Below are 16672 nucleotides of genomic sequence, written 5' to 3'. Positions count from 1 at the left end.
CTCCGTGTCTCCTTAGAAATTTTCAACCGATTTGTTCCACAAGAGTTTGTATTTTCGCTTTAAAAACTAGACATCGTCTTGCGAATTTTTTATCTGCTTTGTGAGCGTTTCGACCGTTCTTCTATCCTCGTCGTAGAGCTCTTGCATCGAGATTAGCGCCTCTTTTAAAAATTTATTTTCGTTGCGCAGGGTCTCTAGCGTCTCGTCTTTAGCATCAAGCACCTTTTCGTGCAAATTCAGTATCGTGCCGATCGTCTTTTCTACGAAGCTAAAGCCCTCTGAGCCTATCTGCGGCGCAGGCACGGCCACGACGCTAGGCACTACGCTCATCGTGCCTTGGCTAGCTTCTATAAGGATCTCGCCGCCTTCTTCTTTCGTGTTTAGCACGCCGCGATTTATCATCCCCTCGATCACCTCGCGCTCTAGGTGCACGAGCTTGCAAAATTCGTCTATGCTTAAGTATGTCTGCATCTTTGCTCCTTTAGGCGAGTAAAATTTCCACCTTCGCCGAGTCTTCCTCTACTTGTTTGGCTTTCGCCGCTCGGTCGGCTTTTAATGTCTCGTCTAGATTTTGGTCGTTTAGGGCTAAAATTTGTATCGCCAGATAGGCTGCGTTTACCGCGCCGGCCTTGCCGATCGCCACGGTGCCAACAGGCATACCGCCTGGCATCTGTACGGTGGAATAAAGCGCGTCCACGCCACTAAGCGCCGAGCCTGCCATCGGTATGCCGATCACGGGACGAGTGGTGTTTGCCGCGATAGCGCCCGCTAAGTGCGCCGCCATACCGGCCGCCGCGATAAAGACCTGCGCGCCTTTTTCCTCGGCTGCGGCGACGTATTCGCTAGTTCGCTTTGGGCTCCTATGCGCCGAGCTGATGATTAGCTCGTAAGGGACGTTAAATTTTTCAAGCACCTTTGCCGCCTCGCTAACTACGTCGTAGTCGCTTTTGCTTCCCATTATAATTGAAACGAATTTCATTTTATTTCCTCTCTTAAAAAGCTAAATTTAGGCAGCCTCGCGCCCAAATTTACTTCGTTTTCGTTGCCGCTGTGGATCTCGGCGATCTCTTTGCCTTTTTTGGTTACTAGTTTTTTAAATTTGATAAATTTCTTGCCGTCGCGACCGAAAATTTGCGAGATTTCGCTCTCGCACTCATCTATCTGCGAGCCCAGAGGCGCCACGATCTCATACTCGTTGCCAGGGAAAATTTTATATTTGCATTTAAAAAACTCGCCGTCCTCGCTCATAGCGTTTACCTGATGAGTGCCTTCTTCTAGGCTGCTGGCGTGATTTTGCGTATCAGCCTTTTCAAACGGGCGATTTACTAGGTAGCCGTCGGTAAAGCCGCGATTTTTTAGCGTATTTAGTTCGCCCGCGTAAATTTGCGCGTCGAATTTGCCGGCCGCTGCGTCGTCGACGGCCATGCGGTAGGCTCTGGTCGCGCAGGCGGCGTAGTATTCGCTTTTCGTGCGGCCTTCGATTTTTAGGCTACCCACTGCGCCGCTTTCGATGATGTCTTTGATGTGCGCAGATAAATTTAAATCCTTCGAGTTCATCACGTGCGTGCCGCCTTCTTCGTCTTCTTCCAGGCGAAACAGCGTCCCGCTCTCGGGATTTTTGGCGTAGAGTTCGTATTTAAACCTGCAGTCATTCGCGCAGCTGCCGCGGTTTGATTGGCGGCCGCTTTGCACCGCGCTGACCAAACAGCGCCCCGAGTAAGCAAAACACATCGAGCCGTGTACGAAAATCTCGATATCTAGCGTCGGGATTTGCTCTTTTATCTTCACGACGTCTTTTAGACTCATTTCGCGTGCCACGACGATGCGTTTTGCGCCCATTTCGTGGTAGATTTTAGCGTCAAGCGCATTCATGACGTTTGCCTGCGTCGAGAGGTGGATCTCGATGTCTGGGGCTATCTCTTTTGCCAGGCTCATGACGCCCGGAGTCGCGATGATAAAGGCATCTGGCTTCATCACAGAAATCGTTTGCAAGTGGCGTTTTAGCGGCTCGATTTGCGAATTAAAAGGAAACGCGTTTACCGTCGCGTAAAATTTTTTGCCCTTTGCGTGCGTGTATTCGATAGCTTCTTTAAAGGTTTCAAGGTTAAATTCGCGCGCCGAACGAGTGCGAAGCGAAAAGCTCGCCACCGATGCGTATACCGCGTCCGCGCCGTACTCTAGAGCTATTTTTAGCTTGGTTAAATTTCCCGCGGGAGATAAAAGCTCGGGCTTTTTCACTTTTTGCCCAAGCTTTCGATTAGAGCCTCGATATCGTCGTTGCTGACGAGATTTTCGGTGTGCGTATCGCCTGCGATATGTACAGCCGAGGCCACGCGCTTCTCGTCGTCGATCTTGCCCTCAAAGAGGCTACTCATATACTTGCTAAGCGCGCGCATGACGTTAATTACGCGCTCGATCTTTTGACGGTGGATGTCTTGATACTGCATCATATCCATCGCCATCATTATCTCGTCCTCGGCCATCCTGACGTTATTTAGCGTCGTTTCGGCGGAGCTTTTTAGGGCGTTATTTTTCTCTAGCGCATCGGAAAAAGTAGCGATATTTGGGAATTTTTCGTGTAGTTTAGTAAAAATTTCGATATTAGCCTCTATACCGCCGATAATCTCGCTAAGCCCGCTCTCCGCGTCCATAGAAAAGTTATTGATCGCATCAAGCTTGTCAAACATCTGCGTGGCTTTTTCCTCGCTGTCTTTCGTGACGTCGTCTAGCTGATGAACCATCTTGTGATCGTCCGTCGGAGGAGGCGGAGGCCACGGCATATTTGAGGATACTTTATAGTCGCCGGAGTCGAATTTAACGTCTGCGTCTTTGCTCTCTACCGAGGCTTCCTCGGCGGTTTCTAGGTTTAAATTTTCATCGTCGCTAGCTTGCGCGTCGTCGGTCTCGGCGGCAACGCCCTCTAAATCGCCCGCCATCAAGGCGTCAAGTTCTTCTTGCGTCATAAAAACTCCTATTTAAATTTAGGCTGATTATATAAAAAATTAACGAAATGTAAGTTTAAAAAGCGAATTTTATCCTTAAATTTATCAAATTTTAGGTAGCATCTCGGAAATAAAAGGACAAAAATGAAAGTCGATCTTCACAATCACACTCCGCTTTGCAAACACGCCGTAGACGAGCCTAGGCAGTACGTTTTAAGCGCGATAAATTCAAACTGCGAGTATTTTGGCTTTAGCGATCACGCGCCGATGAAATTTGACGAAGCGTACCGTATGGATTTTTCGCAAATGGACGTTTACGAGAGCGAAATTTTGCGCCTCAGAGACGAATTTGACGGGCGGATAAAAATAATGCTGGGCTATGAGGTCGATTTTTTAGAGGGCTTTATGGACGAGCGGGTTTTATCGCGCGACGTAGACCATCTCATCGGTTCGGTGCATTTTTTGGGCGGCTGGGGTTTTGATAATCCCGAATTTATCGGCGAATACGAAAAACGCGATATAGATCAAATTTGGCGGGATTATTTTTACTGCGTAGAAAAGATGGCAAAGTCGGTAAAATTTGACATAGTCGGGCATTTGGATTTACTAAAGGTGTTTAAATTTATGCCAAAAACCGACGTTAGACTCCTTGCTAAAGACGCGATTAATGCTATAAAAAAGGCAAATCTCACGGTAGAGATAAACGCGTCCGGATTTAGAAAACCCGCCGGCGAGCAGTATCCAAGCGTAAATTTGCTAGAAATGATCGCCGAAAAAGACATATCGATCACCTTTGGCTCGGACGCGCACGCAAAAGACCAGGTTGGTCTAAACGGCGAAAAATGCGAACAAATCGCTAGAAATTTGGGCTTTAGCAAGTGTGCGGTATTTAAAAACCGCGATAGAGAATTTGTAAAATTTTAGATCGGGTAGAAAAAATTATTTAAATTAATCTTAAAAACAATATTTTATGATACAATTACGAAATTAATAAACAAAGGAGCGGAAAAATGGGAAAATTCGTAAAAAACGTCGATCATTTTTTTGATTTTTGCAAAGAGCACGAGGTTAAATTCGTAGATTTTAGATTTACCGATATGAACGGCGCTTGGCACAGCATTACATATAACGTAAAAGCCGTCGAAAAGGCGCATTTTGAGCACGGAGTGCCGATGGACGCTAGCTCGCTGGGCGGCTGGCAGCCGATAGATAAAAGCGATATGATAATGCGTCCGGAAGCTACTAGCGCCTTTTTAGATCCTTTTACCGCCGACGTTACCGCAGTCGTTTTTTGCGATATTTACGACATTTACAAGGGGCAAATTTACGAAAAATGCCCGCGCTCGATAGCCAAAAAAGCGATGGCCTACGTAAAAGAAAGCGGCGTGGGCGACGCGGCGTATTTTGGGCCGGAGAATGAATTTTTTATATTTGATAACGTAAAAATCGTCGATAGCCCAAACTGCGCGATGTATGAAGTAGATACCGAAGAGGGCGAGTGGAACGACGCTAAGGACTTTACCGACGGCTACAACACGGGCCACAGACCGCGCCGAAAAGGCGGCTATCTGATGACGCAGCCTACCGATAGTATGGTCGATCTGCGCGCAGAGATGATGCAGGTTTTAGAGCAGGTGGGGCTTGAGGTCTTCGTCGGGCACCACGAAGTCGCGCAGGGTCAAGGCGAGATTGGCGTGAAATTCGGCACTCTCGTAGAGGCCGCCGATAACGTGCAAATTTACAAATACGTCGTAAAAATGGTCGCGCACCTAAACGGCAAAACCGCGACTTTTATGCCAAAGCCGCTCTACGGCGACAACGGCAGCGGCATGCACGTGCATCAGTCGGTGTGGAAAGACGGTAAAAATTTATTCTACGGCGAGGGAAATTACGCGAATTTAAGCGATTTCGCGCGCTGGTACATCGGCGGAATCTTAAATCACGCAAGAAGCGTCGCGGCGTTTACAAACCCAAGCACAAACAGCTACAAGCGCCTAATCCCAGGCTTTGAAGCGCCGTCGATACTCACCTATTCAAGCCAAAATCGCTCGGCGTCGATCCGTATCCCTTATGGCTCGGGAGAAAAATCCGTGCGCGCCGAGATGAGATTCCCTGATAGCACGGCAAATCCCTACTTGGCGTTTGCTGCGATGCTGATGGCCGGGCTTGACGGCGTGAAGCACAAAATGGAGCCGGTGGGCCCGATGGATGAAAATTTATTTAAACTGCACCTGGACGAAATTCGCGAGCGCGGTATCGAGCAGCTACCGCATACGCTAAGGGGCAGCTTAGAAGCGTTAATCCGCGATAACGAATACCTCCGTCCGATAATGACCGAGACTTTTATCGACGATTATCAGCATTATAAATTTGAAACCCAAGTGTGGCCGTACGAAGCAAGACCTACGGCATACGAATTTAAGACTTGTTTTTCTTGCTAAATCAAATTTAAACGTAAATATCGTCGCGAATTTTTAAATTTACGACGATATTTTAAAAACGACGGCGATTTTCTTGACAAATCAGCCTTTTTTATATATAATCACGTTTCGTTTTTTGAAAATTTGTCTTGTTAGCTCAGTCGGTAGAGCATTTCACTTTTAATGAAGGGGTCGCTGGTTCGAGTCCAGCACAGGACACCATTTTTACATAGACCCTTTCGTCTAGTGGCCCAGGACTCTACTCTCTCAGTGTAGCAACAGAGGTTCAAATCCTTTAAGGGTCGCCACGATTTAGTCTTTTTCGGTCGCTTAGCTCAGTTGGTAGAGCGCCACCCTTACAAGGTGGATGTCATAAGTTCGAGTCTTATAGCGACCACCATTTTAGGTGCAGCGGTAGTTCAGATGGTTAGAATGCCGCCCTGTCACGGCGGAGGTCGCGGGTTCGAGCCCCGTCCGCTGCGCCATTTGCCTCGTTAGCTCAGTTGGTAGAGCATATCACTCTTAATGATGGGGTCGTAGGTTCGAACCCTACACGGGGCACCACTCATAACGTAAGATAACCACAAAAATTTTCTTAATATTTTTAGTTTAAGGCAACTTAAGCGAATTTTCTCTTGTCAATTTCAATGGTTCTGACATAAGTTTTATTGCGTAGTTTTAGTGCTATATCTAAACTCTTTACGCTTGTAGCCACTTCTTAAAAAGCTAAAAACACCGCGATGTAGAGCAGAATACACTCTTTAAGATAAGGTATAAATTCTCTTTTTCTTAACTTCCCTGTGGTCGTCACCGTCACTACGCATAAAAATTCCCTTTAATTTTAGAAATCCATGCTTAGCATATCTTCTTTTGCTCTACTTTGCTATATTCGTAGCCTTTGGGTAGTCGGTAGTAAAGCAAGTTGCAGCTAAAATTTCAATGCCATTTATACGGTTTTGCCGTTAGCTTCTTGCAAAGTAGTAAGCATAGCGAAGTAAAGGCGATTTTTATCTACTCAAACAAGCATTTAGGCAAGCTAACGTACCGAAAATTTTGCCTAAAAGCCGGTTATATTTGGTATTTTAGTAGCTTCTATTTCCTTTGCTAAATACTTGAGAACTTCTCTAAATTTATTATCTAAAATTTGGAAACGTATATACTTATTTTAACTTCTCTACGCCAGCCGCTTTAAGAGCTTCGTCAAAATCATCTTCTCGCATTTAACTTCACTTCATTTGCTGCCGATGGACGCAGTTGCTTTGAGAAAAATGCCTGCGAAAGTTTTTAACTTATCTCGAGCCTAAATTTGAAAATTCTAAGCGGTAGAAAAGTTGCTCTGACTCCGCTAGCGCGGGCAAACCGATAAACGGCATCAAAGAAGCAGACGGGCCTGGCAAGATAGGAAAAGCAGTTAGCGCCGTTACCGCTGATGCACGTAAAATAGCCGGACAAATGGTGTCTTAAAGGATTTTGCTAAGATTACGCAAGGAGCGTCAAGAAATAAATATCACAGCAAATTTAAAATAAAACTTACGCAAAAAGCGCGATTATTGATTACGGATGGCTTGCCTAGCTAATATGCGCCCTATTTGTGAGATGAAGCCGGTCGCGGCAAACAAACTTGCTCAAAGATACGCGCAAACGGCGCCAAAATTTTATCTTTTGCCAAAAGCAGGCTGGATTAAACCGCGTAAAGTCAAATAGGCGGCATATAAAGAGCGTAAATTTGGGCAAGGAAGACTTCAAGAAGATGGTATAATACGCTCAAAAATCGCTAAAAGGTCGCAGTTATAGAGCCGAAAAATAAGACTAAAAGCAAGATTAAGACTAGCCGCAAGGAAGCTTGAAACCGCCTTTTTTATTAGCCTGATCGCTTATGCTTTGGTAGCTCTTAGCCTCTTTGTCATACCTGAAGATATCTTATCCGCTCACGCGGTTTTTAGAGACTTTACGGCGTTTATGGCGGGCTTTTACCCGGCTATAGACGTAGCGCGAACCAAAACAACCTTTGGCGACGTGGCGGCGTTTCATCTTAGTTATTTATGCTTTTTTATGCTAGTTTGTTTGGTGCTTACGGGGCTTAGCGGCGTAGCTAGCGGAATCACAGGTAGGCTTAAGGAAAACAAAAGCAACGCCCAAGCGCTTTCGCAAAGTATTATTTTGTCTACGCCTATCGTATGCTTTTTGGTCTTTAGCGGGCCGGATGATTTTTTCTCTGGTTATAGCATGTGGCACTCTTATCGCCCGACGCGAGAATTTATAGTGCGGATGAGGTTGGAGCTATTTGTGTATTATGAAATCATCAGCTTTGGCGTTGCGAATTTTTATGTGATGATGTCGGCGTATTTTATTATACAGATTTGTAGGCAGCTGTGGGCGTTCATTTTGCTTAGGACTCGCCAAACGGCTGCGTTTTTCGGACGGCTTTTCGGGCGTCGTTAGGTTACGCGATAAAGTTTGTTTGAAACGAAGTCAAATTTGACCGTTTGACGCAAGAAACGCTAAATTTAAACAGCTAAAACCATAAATTTAAGCCGCGCGGCATTCTTGCTTCATTTTCATGCGGATAATGTTTGCTTGCAGCAACGCTTCTTCTTTACCTGGCAAGTTTGCGAGCCGCTCTAGCGCCTCTTTGGCAAGTTTTTCAGGCTCGCTTAAATCATTTTTTGCGCTTAAATCATCTAACAGCTTTGCGTTTGCTTTCGTCGCACTTAGGCACAAAAAATCAAAACATACGCAAAATACGAGTAAAATCTGCGCGCACGGGACGTAAATGCTAAAAATATCCCTTGAAATTATCGCCGTGATAAGCCCGCAAAGTAGCTCCAAAAGCGCCAAGCGAAACGAAAAAACGTAAAAATATCGCTCCTCTAGCCTTGCAATCAGCGAAAATACGAAAAGTAGCGCATCTAAAAGCAACCAGGAAGCCGGCCCACCGAAAATATTTGCCGAGGCGCCCCAAGTAAAATCAAAAATGATATTTTGCGAAATCAGTACGATATAAAGCGACAAGATGAACGCTGGCGCGAACATGGTGAGGCTAAATTTAGGCTCTTGTAAGCAAAGGCGCGCGGCAAATTTGATAAAAGCGTAAAATTTCGCCAAAACGCCCAAAACAAAGTATCCTACCGCCGTCAAAAACAGCGCGCAAGCGCAGAAAAATACAACTGCAAAAGTCGTTTCGCCCAAGTTTTTCCTCTTTTATTGTTAATTAACGGATAAATTTTGCTGTTTAAGCCGTTAAATTTAGCTTAAATTTATCCGTAAACGGCGGTTAAATTTAGAGTTAGGCGCACCGTTTTCGGTCGGTCTATTTGATTTTAAACGGCAGATAGTAAACAAAACCTCGTATGCGGTAGCAGTGATTTTAATAAATCGGCTAAATTGGGCTTTTATTTATTTGCGTAAGCAGCGACATAAATTTATCTTAAAATACCTGCTTGCATAGAAAATTTCTATACTTGTCTCAAACTCCGCGTGTTGCATTTGGACGGACTTGGCCCGGCACTAAGCTGTCTTGTTTTGCTGCGTCGCACACGTTATCCGTCCAAAGCCCTTAAAAATTCCCCCTCGTTAGAGCGTTAAATTTTAAAATTTAGCAACCGGGCGTAAAAATTTAAGGCGTACAAATTAAAATCCAAACCGCCAAAATTTAGCTACTTTATAAACCCGACCTGCGGTAAAATTTCAGCTAGCGCCGCGTCCTTTTTCTCGTTAAATTTGACCTTGTTCTGCTCAAAAAGATTATTTCCATGCGCGTCTATGGAGACGATGAGCGGGCCAAACTCCTTCACGCGGCACTTCCACAGCGTCTCAGGCATCCCAAGCTCCGTCCAGTCCGCACTCTCGATCTCCTCGACCTGTGTAGCCGCCACCACCGCGCAGCCCGCGGGAAATACGCAGTGTATCGCGCCAAACTCCTTGCAGCCGCTCATCGTGCCCTCGCCCATGCCGCCTTTGCCCACTATCAGGCGCACGCCCGTTTTAGTGATAAACTCGCGCTCGAATTTCTCCATCCTCATACTCGTAGTAGGCCCGACCGAGACCATCTCAAAGCTTTTATCGTCCGTTTTTCTGATGATCGGCCCCGCGTGCAAGATCGCGCCGCCCCTGATATCTAGCGGCAGCTCGCGACCCTCCTGCACGACGCGTCTGTGCGGTACGTCGCGGCAGGTGACGATGTGTCCCGTGAGGTATATGACGTCGCCGATTTTGATGTCGGCCAGATCCTCGGCCTTGATCGGCGTGGTTAAAATTTTCTTACTCATAGCGCGAACTCCTTGTGCGATTTTACGGCAAAGCTTAGCTGCTCGTCCCAGACGATATGGCCTTTGCGGTGCGACCAGCAGCCTACGTTTACGGCGACGGCGATGACGCTTGGGTGGCGGGCGCAGTTTTCGATATGCACGCCCATCACCGAGCTTGCACCGCTCATGCCTTGCGGGCCCAGGCCGATTTTATTTATGCCCTCTTCGAGCAGCTTTTCGGTTAGCGCGGCTCGGTCGTTTGGATTGCGCGAGCCAAGAGGTCTCATCAGCGCTTTTTTAGATAGCAGCGACGCCACGTCGATCGAGGTGCCGATGCCCACGCCCAATAGCAGCGGCGGACAGGCGTTTATGCCGTAGCTGGTCATGATGTCCATGACGAATTTCACGACCCCCTCGTAGCCCATGCCCGGCATCAGCACGGTTGCCTTGCCGGGCAGGCTACAGCCGCCGCCCGCCATGTAGGTGTGGATCTCGCACTCGCTGCTATCCGGCACGATCTCCCAAAATACGCTCGGCGTGCCCTTACCGACGTTTTTACCGGTGTTGTACTCGTCAAATGTCTCGACGCTGTTGTGACGCAGCGGAGCCTCGCGCGTCGCTCGCAGTACGGCCTCTCGCAGCAGCTCCTCAAGCTCGCCGATGAGCGGGAAGTTCGCTCCGCAGCGCACGAAAAACTGGATCACGCCCGTATCCTGACAGGACGGACGATCTAGCTGCTTAGCTAGGCGCTGGTTTTCAAACATCGTTTTGTAGATTTCTCTCGCCAGCGGCTGCGTCTCGCGCTCGGCGAGCTCGCTTAGCTTCGCCGTCACGTCGTCGGGTAGCACCTTGCCTGTGTAGCCGACGAATTTCGCCATGACCTCGGTCATCTTTTGCACGGCTTTTTGTTTATCCATCGCTTCTCCTTTACTAAATTTTACTTTCAAATTTTTCATATACGCCCGCCAGGATGCAGCCCGCAGCGTAGCAGAGCAAATCGGCAAAATCAAACGTCCCGCCGATCATTATTTTTAAAATTTTATTTTCTACGCCTAAAATTTGCACCGCGCCAAAATACTGCACGAGCTCTAAAGCCGCCGCGAACGCGAAAATTTTAAGCGGCAAATTTAAAGGCGGCGCGCTAAATGCAGCCCGAGCCAAAGCATAAAGCAAGATAACGGCCAAAACGTCGCCCGCGTAGTGGCGTACGAAGCCGCCCTTTACGCAGATCGCGATGTAAATTTCAGCCGCTAAAATCAGAACCGCTGCGGCTAAAAACACTAGCCTCGTCCGCGCGCTTTGCCTTGTTTGCGCCTTTTGCGCGAGCTTTTTCGCACCCTCAGGCCTAGCCTTTTGTTCGTTTAAATTTTCCTCTCGCAACGCTTTCCTTTTAAATTTAGCCGTTAAATTTGACCCGCGCGGCGGCGTAAATTTAGAGATGATTTATCAGGCTCGCGTTATATGCGGCGCCGAATCCGTTGTCGATATTTACGACGCTTACGCCGTTTGCGCAGCTGTTTAGCATCGCTAGCAGTGCCGCCAGCCCGCCGAAGCTCGCTCCGTACCCCACGCTGGTGGGCACCGCGATCACCGGCACGCTCACAAGGCCCGCTAGCACGCTAGCTAGCGCGCCCTCCATACCCGCCACCGCGATCACGACCTTTGCGCCGCGTATCTGCTCTAAATTTGCGATCAGCCTATGCAGCCCGGCCACGCCCGCATCGCTAAATTTATGCACGTCGTTGCCTAAAAATCTCGCCGTCTCGTACGCCTCCTCCACTACCGCGCCGTCGGCGGTGCCGGCAGATACTATCGCGATGTAGCTTTGCGTTAGCGCGGGTTCTTTAAATTTGACGCTGACGACGCGGCCGCGAGCGTTAAACTCCGCCTGCGGCAGTATCTCGCGCACCAGCTCGAAAACCCGCTCGTTCGTGCGCGTGATCAGGATATTTTGCCGCCTCGCGCCGATTGCCTCTGCGATACGTAAAATTTCATCATCCGTCTTGCCCTCGCCGTAGATCACCTCGCCCGCGCCGTTTCGCAGGGCGCGCTGAACGTCGATCTTAGCGCAGCCCGCGTCGCTAAAAGGAAAATCTCGTAAAAATTCTATCGCTTCGCGCTCGCTTTTTTCGCCAGATTTTACGGCGCGGACGAAATTTAAAGCCTCATCATTCGTCATTTAAAATCTCCCCGCGAAGCCCCTTTAAATCAAGCAAAATATCATACTCGCCAAGCGCGGCGATCTCGCGTACGACGGCGCTAAAATCTCCCGCGCAAAAGCGTCTAGTCTCGCTCGCACCCATTTGCAGCTTAAAGGCTTTGCCGTCAAAGCGCGCGCGAACGTTTAAAAATCCGTGCGAGATTAGCAGATTTTCGACTCGCTCCACGAGCGAAATTTCCTCCGCGGAAAACTCCCTATCGTGCGGCAAACGCGTCAGAAGGCACGCGTAGCTGGGCTTATCCGCGGTCGGCAGTCCAAGCTCGCGGCTAAGCTCTCTAATCTCTGATTTTTTGAGGCCTTTAAGCGGCGAAAGTACGCCAAGCTCGTCCTTTGCTTTAAGCCCGGGGCGGTATTCGCCAAGATCGTCTAGGTTCGTGCCGTCGGCGACGTTTGTAAAGCCTAGATGTTTTGCCAGCTCGATTAGCCGCGTAAAAACCGCCTTTTTGCAGACGTAGCAGCGGTCTTGCGGATTATTTTTTACCGCTTCGGGCGCGTCTAGCTCCAAAATTTCGTGCCTGATGCCGTAAGTACGGGTAAATTCTACCGCCTCTTTTATCTCGCGCCCCGACATATAGGGCGATTTTAGCGTGATCGCCACCGCGCGCCGGCCTAGCGTATCGGCGGCAACGCGCAGTAGCAGCGAGCTATCCACGCCGCCGCTAAAGGCTACGGCTAAATTTTCCAGCTTTTTTATATCATTTTTTAGAATTTCTAGTTTCGTCATATTTTTTTAAAGTCTCGTTTCTAACCTCGCGGATCGTCGTTTGAAATCTCTGCGCGGCTTTTTTGCAGTCCTCGAATTCGGGCTTGATTTTTAAAATTTCGGAGTAATTTCGGGCTAAATTTTCATCCGCTAAATTTTGCTCGGCGTTAAAACCGCAAACCCGGCCGCGAGAAATTTTAAGCCTTATTTTGCCGTATTTAGTCTCCACCTCGCAAAACTCGCGCGCAAGCTCGGTTTTCCTTACGGCGCACTCTCTAACTCCGATAGCCGTCGTATGCGCGAAAATCAGCCCCTTTATCCGCGCGGCGTCCCTCTTGCGGCACAGCGCGTTTAGCTCAAAGCCCGTGCGTCCTTTTTTCATAAAAATAGACCTGCTAAACACGTCCAGCGCGCCGCTATCTCGCAAAATATCGCAGGCAAAGGCAAAGCTTTCGGCGTCCATATCGTCTATGTTCGTGGAGATTAAAATCTGCTCGCAAAGCTCGCCGTAGCCGGTTTGCGCGCGCAAATTCGGCTCGCCGCTCGCGCCTAAATCCTCGCTCGTTTCGCAAAGCATCACGCGAAGCGCGTTGGCAAAATCCGCGGACTCTTTGTCGCCCGCGCCGTAGCCCGCGCTTAAAATTTTAAAATTTTGCGGCGGTTCGCGGCCGTCTTGCTCCCTTAAATTTAGCGCGCAGGCCTTTAAAATCGCCGCTCCCGTGGGCGTAGTCGTCTCGAAATTTGCCCGCCCTAAGCTTACTTGCGCGCCTTTTAAAATTTCGCAAACAGCAGGCGCCGGTACGGCCAACCTGCCGTGAGCGCAATGCGCAAAACCGCCACCAAGCTCGATAGGCGAAGTAAAAATTTGCGGCGCGCCCAAGGCCTCCAAGCAAATAGCTGCGCCCACTACGTCCGCGATGCTGTCAGCGGCGCCAACTTCGTGAAAATGTACTTGCTCTACGCTAGTGCCGTGGATTTTGGCCTCGGCTCGCGCGATAACGCTAAAAATTTCGCTTGCCGTTTTTTTTACGAAAGCGCTTAGGCTAGAACTCTCGATAAGCTCTAAAATTTGCGCGAAATTTCGCGGATGCGGGCGATTTCGGGCGGGCTTATCCGCTCTAAATTGGGCGCCGTGAATTTTGCCGTTTAAATTTTGACGCGGGCTAAATTTAGCGCCCAAGAGGCCAAGCGGAATTTGACTCAGATTTGCCGCGCAAACGACGTCTATTTTGGTTGCAGAGATACCGCATTTTAGCACTTTGCGCTTGCGTAGGTAAAATTCGCTAGCTAAATTTAGCTTAGCAAGCTCGGCGCAAAGATAGCTAAAATCCGCGCCCAGATCCACCAGCGCGCCTAAATTCATATCGCCGCTGATGCCCGCACTTGCGTCGTAGTAAAGAAATTTCGCCAAACTTACGCCTTAGGCACGGTCATCGAGCCAAACGGCAAGATGATGATCCCAGCGTCCGCGCCTTTTTGCGCGAGCGCGTCGTCTAGGGCCTTTTGCAAATCATGATACGGTTTTAGGTGCACGGCTCGCATCTCATCGTCGCTAAGCTCGCTCACCGCCCATGTCTGCGCCCAGAGCGAGATTTCGGCCATTTTGGCGGCCTTGTGATAGCCTAGATGAAATTCGTTTGAAATTTTTTCCAGCACCTCTTGCGGAGTCGGTGCGGACGCCATTAGGTTAAAAAACGGCTTTGGGCCGATGCCGGTGCGGCACTTTGCGACCATTATCAAAATCCCATCCTTAGCAAGCGCCAGTTTGCCGTTATCTAGGGCTTTTTGCGCCTGATAAAGGTCGACGTCCATAGGGTAGGGCGCGACTGATATCACGATATCTGCCTTGCGCGGGATATTTACGCAAAAGACTTCGTCGGCCTTTTTCACGCAGTCGTAAAAGCTGTCGTTTAGATCGCCCGCGCTTGCGTAATACACGCCGTGCTCGCTGTCAAGCACCGTCTGGATCGAAAAAACGTCGATGTGAGCTAGAACTTTCATCGCGTCTATCATATCCTCGTGCACGGGATTGCCCTCTAAGCGCAGCGCCTGAGCGTCGGTGCTAAGAGCTAGTTTATGGTTTTGCTCGATGGTTTCATATTTGGCGACGCCTGGTAAAAACGCCTTACGCCCGCCCGTGTAGCCTGCGAAATAGTGCGGCTCGACCGAGCCTATGACGATCACTTTTTTGGCTTTGGCTACGATTTTGTTTAGATACATCTGCGTGCCGTTCTTGGACTCGCCCAGATAGCTCATCTCGTCTTTTTTAGAGTCGTGGTCGCATACTTCGCCTTTGGCGTTAAGCTCCGCGTAAATTTCTTTGCCGAAGATCATCTCGTACTCTTCTAGCGTGCCCTCTCTGTGGCAGCCCGTGGCGATGATGAAGGTTTTATTTTTATCGCGGAGCTTTGGATAAATTTGCTTTAAAACTTTGGCCGTCGGCGTAGGTCTCGTGCCGTCGTTTACGATGATAACGATCTTTTCGTCGCCTGCTATAAACTCGTCAAAGCTTTTTTGATTTATCGGATTTGCCAGAGCCTTTGCGATGAGCGCCGTTTCGTCGAATTTAGCCACCGGGTTGGGGTTAAAAACGCCCAGTAAATTTTTTTCTGGAACATTTAGATCGATGATATCCTCTTTGCCGTAGTGAATAGGAATTTGCATGTTTGCTCCTTAAGTATAATTATTAATTTTTTATCTTAGGATTATATATAAAATTTTCTTTTAAACGTATTTAAAAAGGGTATTTAATTTTTAAATTTATAGAACCGATAAAATTTATTATTAAACATAAGATTAATATATACGAATGTATTTTTAATTTTTTTATTAGTATTTAATTTTAATATTTATATAATCGCGCCATAATTTCCTAAAAGGAGAAAAAATGGAATTCCTAACCAGTTTGAGTGAAAGCATGCAGTTTACTCTCCAACTAATAGTCGTACTCGGATGTCTGTTTTACGGCGCTAAAAAAGGCGGTATGGCGCTGGGCGTACTAGGCGGCATCGGTCTTGTTATCTTGGTATTTGCATTCGACATGAAGCCGGGCAAACCCGCTATCGACGTTATCCTTACGATCCTAGCCGTCGTCGTAGCAAGCGCTACTTTGCAAGCTGCGGGCGGTCTTGACGTTATGCTTCAAATCGCAGAAAAAGCGCTAAGAAAAAATCCTAAATTCGTCTGTATTTTGGCGCCTCTTTGCGGTTGGACGCTAACGGTTTTATGCGGTACCGGACACACGGTTTATACGCTACTGCCGATCATTTACGACGTATCTATCAAAAGCGGTATCCGTCCGGAAAGACCGCTGGCTGCTACCACGATCTCGTCTCAGCTAGCTATCATTGCTAGCCCGGTTTCGGTTGCCGGCGTATCTATGGTCGCCGTTTTGCTAGGCACGGGCACCGTTCATATCGACGGATTTACCAGCTACGTGGACCTACTAAAAGTCACTATCCCGTCTACGTTTATCGGTATGCTTATCATCGGTACTTACTCGATCTTTAGAGGCAAAGACCTAGATAAAGACCCCGAGTTTCAAGAGAAGATCAAAGACCCTGAGCAAAGAAGATATATCTACGGCTCAGACGAATCCCACTCTCTAATCGGCGAAAAACTTCCTGCTAAACAGTGGAACGTTATGTGGATATTTCTCGCTACCATCGCTATCGTGGCGGTGCTTGGCTACTATAAACAGCTTCGCCCTAGCTGGACTAGCGACGTCCCGGGTAAATCTATTGAAATCGTAGTGGATAAAAAAGTAGTTAAAAACATCACCGTAAAAGACGGTCAAGTAGTCTCTACCGTAGATAGTAGCAAAGTCGTCTCAAACGTAAAAGACAGTAAGGTAAAAGACGCTACTAAATTTACTAACGTAGAAGTCCTAGATAAAGACAAAAAAGTAACTCAAACCATCGTGCTTCAAGACGGCAACGTAGTTATTACTAAAGGCGACAAGACCGAAACCGTCGCAAACGCTAGTATCGTAGTAAAAGATACTATGAAAAAGACCGCCCCTCTAGGCATGGTCGATACGATCCAAATTTTCATGCTATTAGCCGCGTCCATCATGATGATTTACTCAGGCATCAAGGCTGCTAAAATCGCTCAAAACGAGATTTTCCACAGCGGTATGG

Annotated in this window: 15 protein-coding genes, 5 tRNA genes and 2 pseudogenes; 9 read left to right on the top strand and 13 right to left on the bottom strand. The window is 48.0% G+C overall.

Going from position 1 to position 16672, the window contains the following annotated elements; all coding sequences use genetic code 11:
* Positions 1–69: 69 nt before the first annotated feature.
* The 4 genes and pseudogenes from RYL88_RS06080 to RYL88_RS06065 all read right to left on the bottom strand — a co-directional run.
* Positions 70–471 (bottom strand): annotated as a pseudogene (locus RYL88_RS06080) (DUF3972 domain-containing protein); the annotation flags it as partial.
* A gap of 10 nt (positions 472–481) precedes the next feature.
* Positions 482–979 (bottom strand): 5-(carboxyamino)imidazole ribonucleotide mutase, encoded by a 498-nt coding sequence (gene purE, locus RYL88_RS06075; protein WP_314989786.1) that lies wholly within the window; start codon positions 977–979, stop codon positions 482–484.
* Positions 976–2238, bottom strand: a complete 1263-nt coding sequence (locus RYL88_RS06070) for a peptidase U32 family protein (protein WP_314989784.1) — start codon at positions 2236–2238, stop codon at positions 976–978. The genes purE and RYL88_RS06070 overlap by 4 nt, the downstream gene beginning before the upstream one ends.
* Positions 2235–2963, bottom strand: coding sequence for a chemotaxis protein (locus RYL88_RS06065; RefSeq protein ID WP_314989783.1), 729 nt, complete (start codon positions 2961–2963; stop codon positions 2235–2237). The genes RYL88_RS06070 and RYL88_RS06065 overlap by 4 nt, the downstream gene beginning before the upstream one ends.
* A 123-nt stretch (positions 2964–3086) precedes the next feature.
* Here RYL88_RS06065 and RYL88_RS06060 point away from each other — a divergent pair, with 123 nt between their 5' ends.
* From RYL88_RS06060 to RYL88_RS06030, 7 genes are all read left to right on the top strand, one after another.
* A complete protein-coding gene (locus RYL88_RS06060) occupies positions 3087–3866 on the top strand; it encodes a histidinol-phosphatase (RefSeq protein ID WP_314989781.1) in 780 nt (259 codons plus the stop codon).
* A gap of 86 nt (positions 3867–3952) precedes the next feature.
* Entirely contained in the window at positions 3953–5383 is a 1431-nt protein-coding gene (gene glnA / locus RYL88_RS06055) for a type I glutamate--ammonia ligase (protein ID WP_297968536.1), read from the top strand.
* Between the two features lie 125 nt (positions 5384–5508).
* A tRNA-Lys gene (locus tag RYL88_RS06050) sits at positions 5509–5584 on the top strand.
* Between the two features lie 10 nt (positions 5585–5594).
* Positions 5595–5670, top strand: a tRNA-Glu gene (locus RYL88_RS06045).
* Positions 5671–5686: 16 nt separating this feature from the next.
* A tRNA-Val gene (locus RYL88_RS06040) sits at positions 5687–5762 on the top strand.
* Positions 5763–5770: 8 nt separating this feature from the next.
* Positions 5771–5847, top strand: a tRNA-Asp gene (locus tag RYL88_RS06035).
* A 3-nt stretch (positions 5848–5850) separates the two neighbouring features.
* Positions 5851–5926, top strand: a tRNA-Lys gene (locus RYL88_RS06030).
* Between the two features lie 499 nt (positions 5927–6425).
* Here the strand turns inward: RYL88_RS06030 and RYL88_RS06025 are convergent.
* Positions 6426–6518 (bottom strand): annotated as a pseudogene (locus RYL88_RS06025) (IS1595 family transposase); the annotation flags it as partial.
* 725 nt (positions 6519–7243) lie between these two features.
* Here RYL88_RS06025 and RYL88_RS06020 point away from each other — a divergent pair.
* A complete protein-coding gene (locus RYL88_RS06020; protein ID WP_314989779.1) occupies positions 7244–7804 on the top strand; it encodes a hypothetical protein in 561 nt (186 codons plus the stop codon).
* 87 nt (positions 7805–7891) lie between these two features.
* On the opposite strand, the gene RYL88_RS06015 is transcribed toward RYL88_RS06020, so the two are convergent.
* From RYL88_RS06015 to larA, 8 genes are all read right to left on the bottom strand, one after another.
* Positions 7892–8551 carry a hypothetical protein gene (locus RYL88_RS06015; protein WP_314989777.1) on the bottom strand — a complete coding sequence of 220 codons (660 nt, stop codon included), beginning with the start codon at positions 8549–8551 and terminating at the stop codon, positions 7892–7894.
* A gap of 467 nt (positions 8552–9018) precedes the next feature.
* Entirely contained in the window at positions 9019–9630 is a 612-nt protein-coding gene (gene ttdB, locus RYL88_RS06010; protein WP_314989775.1) for a L(+)-tartrate dehydratase subunit beta, read from the bottom strand.
* Complete coding sequence (ttdA, locus tag RYL88_RS06005) at positions 9627–10526, bottom strand: L(+)-tartrate dehydratase subunit alpha (protein ID WP_314989773.1); 900 nt, start codon at positions 10524–10526, stop codon at positions 9627–9629. The genes ttdB and ttdA overlap by 4 nt, the downstream gene beginning before the upstream one ends.
* Before the next feature lie 13 nt (positions 10527–10539).
* Entirely contained in the window at positions 10540–10989 is a 450-nt protein-coding gene (locus RYL88_RS06000) for a DUF2809 domain-containing protein (protein ID WP_314989771.1), read from the bottom strand.
* A 52-nt stretch (positions 10990–11041) separates the two neighbouring features.
* Positions 11042–11788, bottom strand: coding sequence for a nickel pincer cofactor biosynthesis protein LarB (larB, locus tag RYL88_RS05995; RefSeq protein WP_314989769.1), 747 nt, complete (start codon positions 11786–11788; stop codon positions 11042–11044).
* Entirely contained in the window at positions 11778–12554 is a 777-nt protein-coding gene (larE, locus tag RYL88_RS05990) for an ATP-dependent sacrificial sulfur transferase LarE (RefSeq protein ID WP_314989767.1), read from the bottom strand. The genes larB and larE overlap by 11 nt, the downstream gene beginning before the upstream one ends.
* Positions 12526–13944, bottom strand: a complete 1419-nt coding sequence (larC, locus tag RYL88_RS05985) for a nickel pincer cofactor biosynthesis protein LarC (RefSeq protein WP_314989765.1) — start codon at positions 13942–13944, stop codon at positions 12526–12528. The genes larE and larC overlap by 29 nt, the downstream gene beginning before the upstream one ends.
* 2 nt (positions 13945–13946) lie before the next feature.
* Complete coding sequence (gene larA, locus RYL88_RS05980) at positions 13947–15197, bottom strand: nickel-dependent lactate racemase (RefSeq protein WP_314989762.1); 1251 nt, start codon at positions 15195–15197, stop codon at positions 13947–13949.
* A 223-nt stretch (positions 15198–15420) separates the two neighbouring features.
* On the opposite strand from larA, the gene RYL88_RS05975 reads away from it, so the two are divergent.
* Positions 15421–16672 (top strand): anaerobic C4-dicarboxylate transporter family protein (locus RYL88_RS05975; RefSeq protein ID WP_314989760.1); only part of this gene is annotated, 1252 nt, incomplete at its 3' end.

Source organism: uncultured Campylobacter sp. (assembly GCF_963517995.1).
Classification (GTDB): Bacteria; Campylobacterota; Campylobacteria; order Campylobacterales; family Campylobacteraceae; genus Campylobacter_A.
This window is presented reverse-complemented; position numbering and strand designations above follow the sequence as displayed.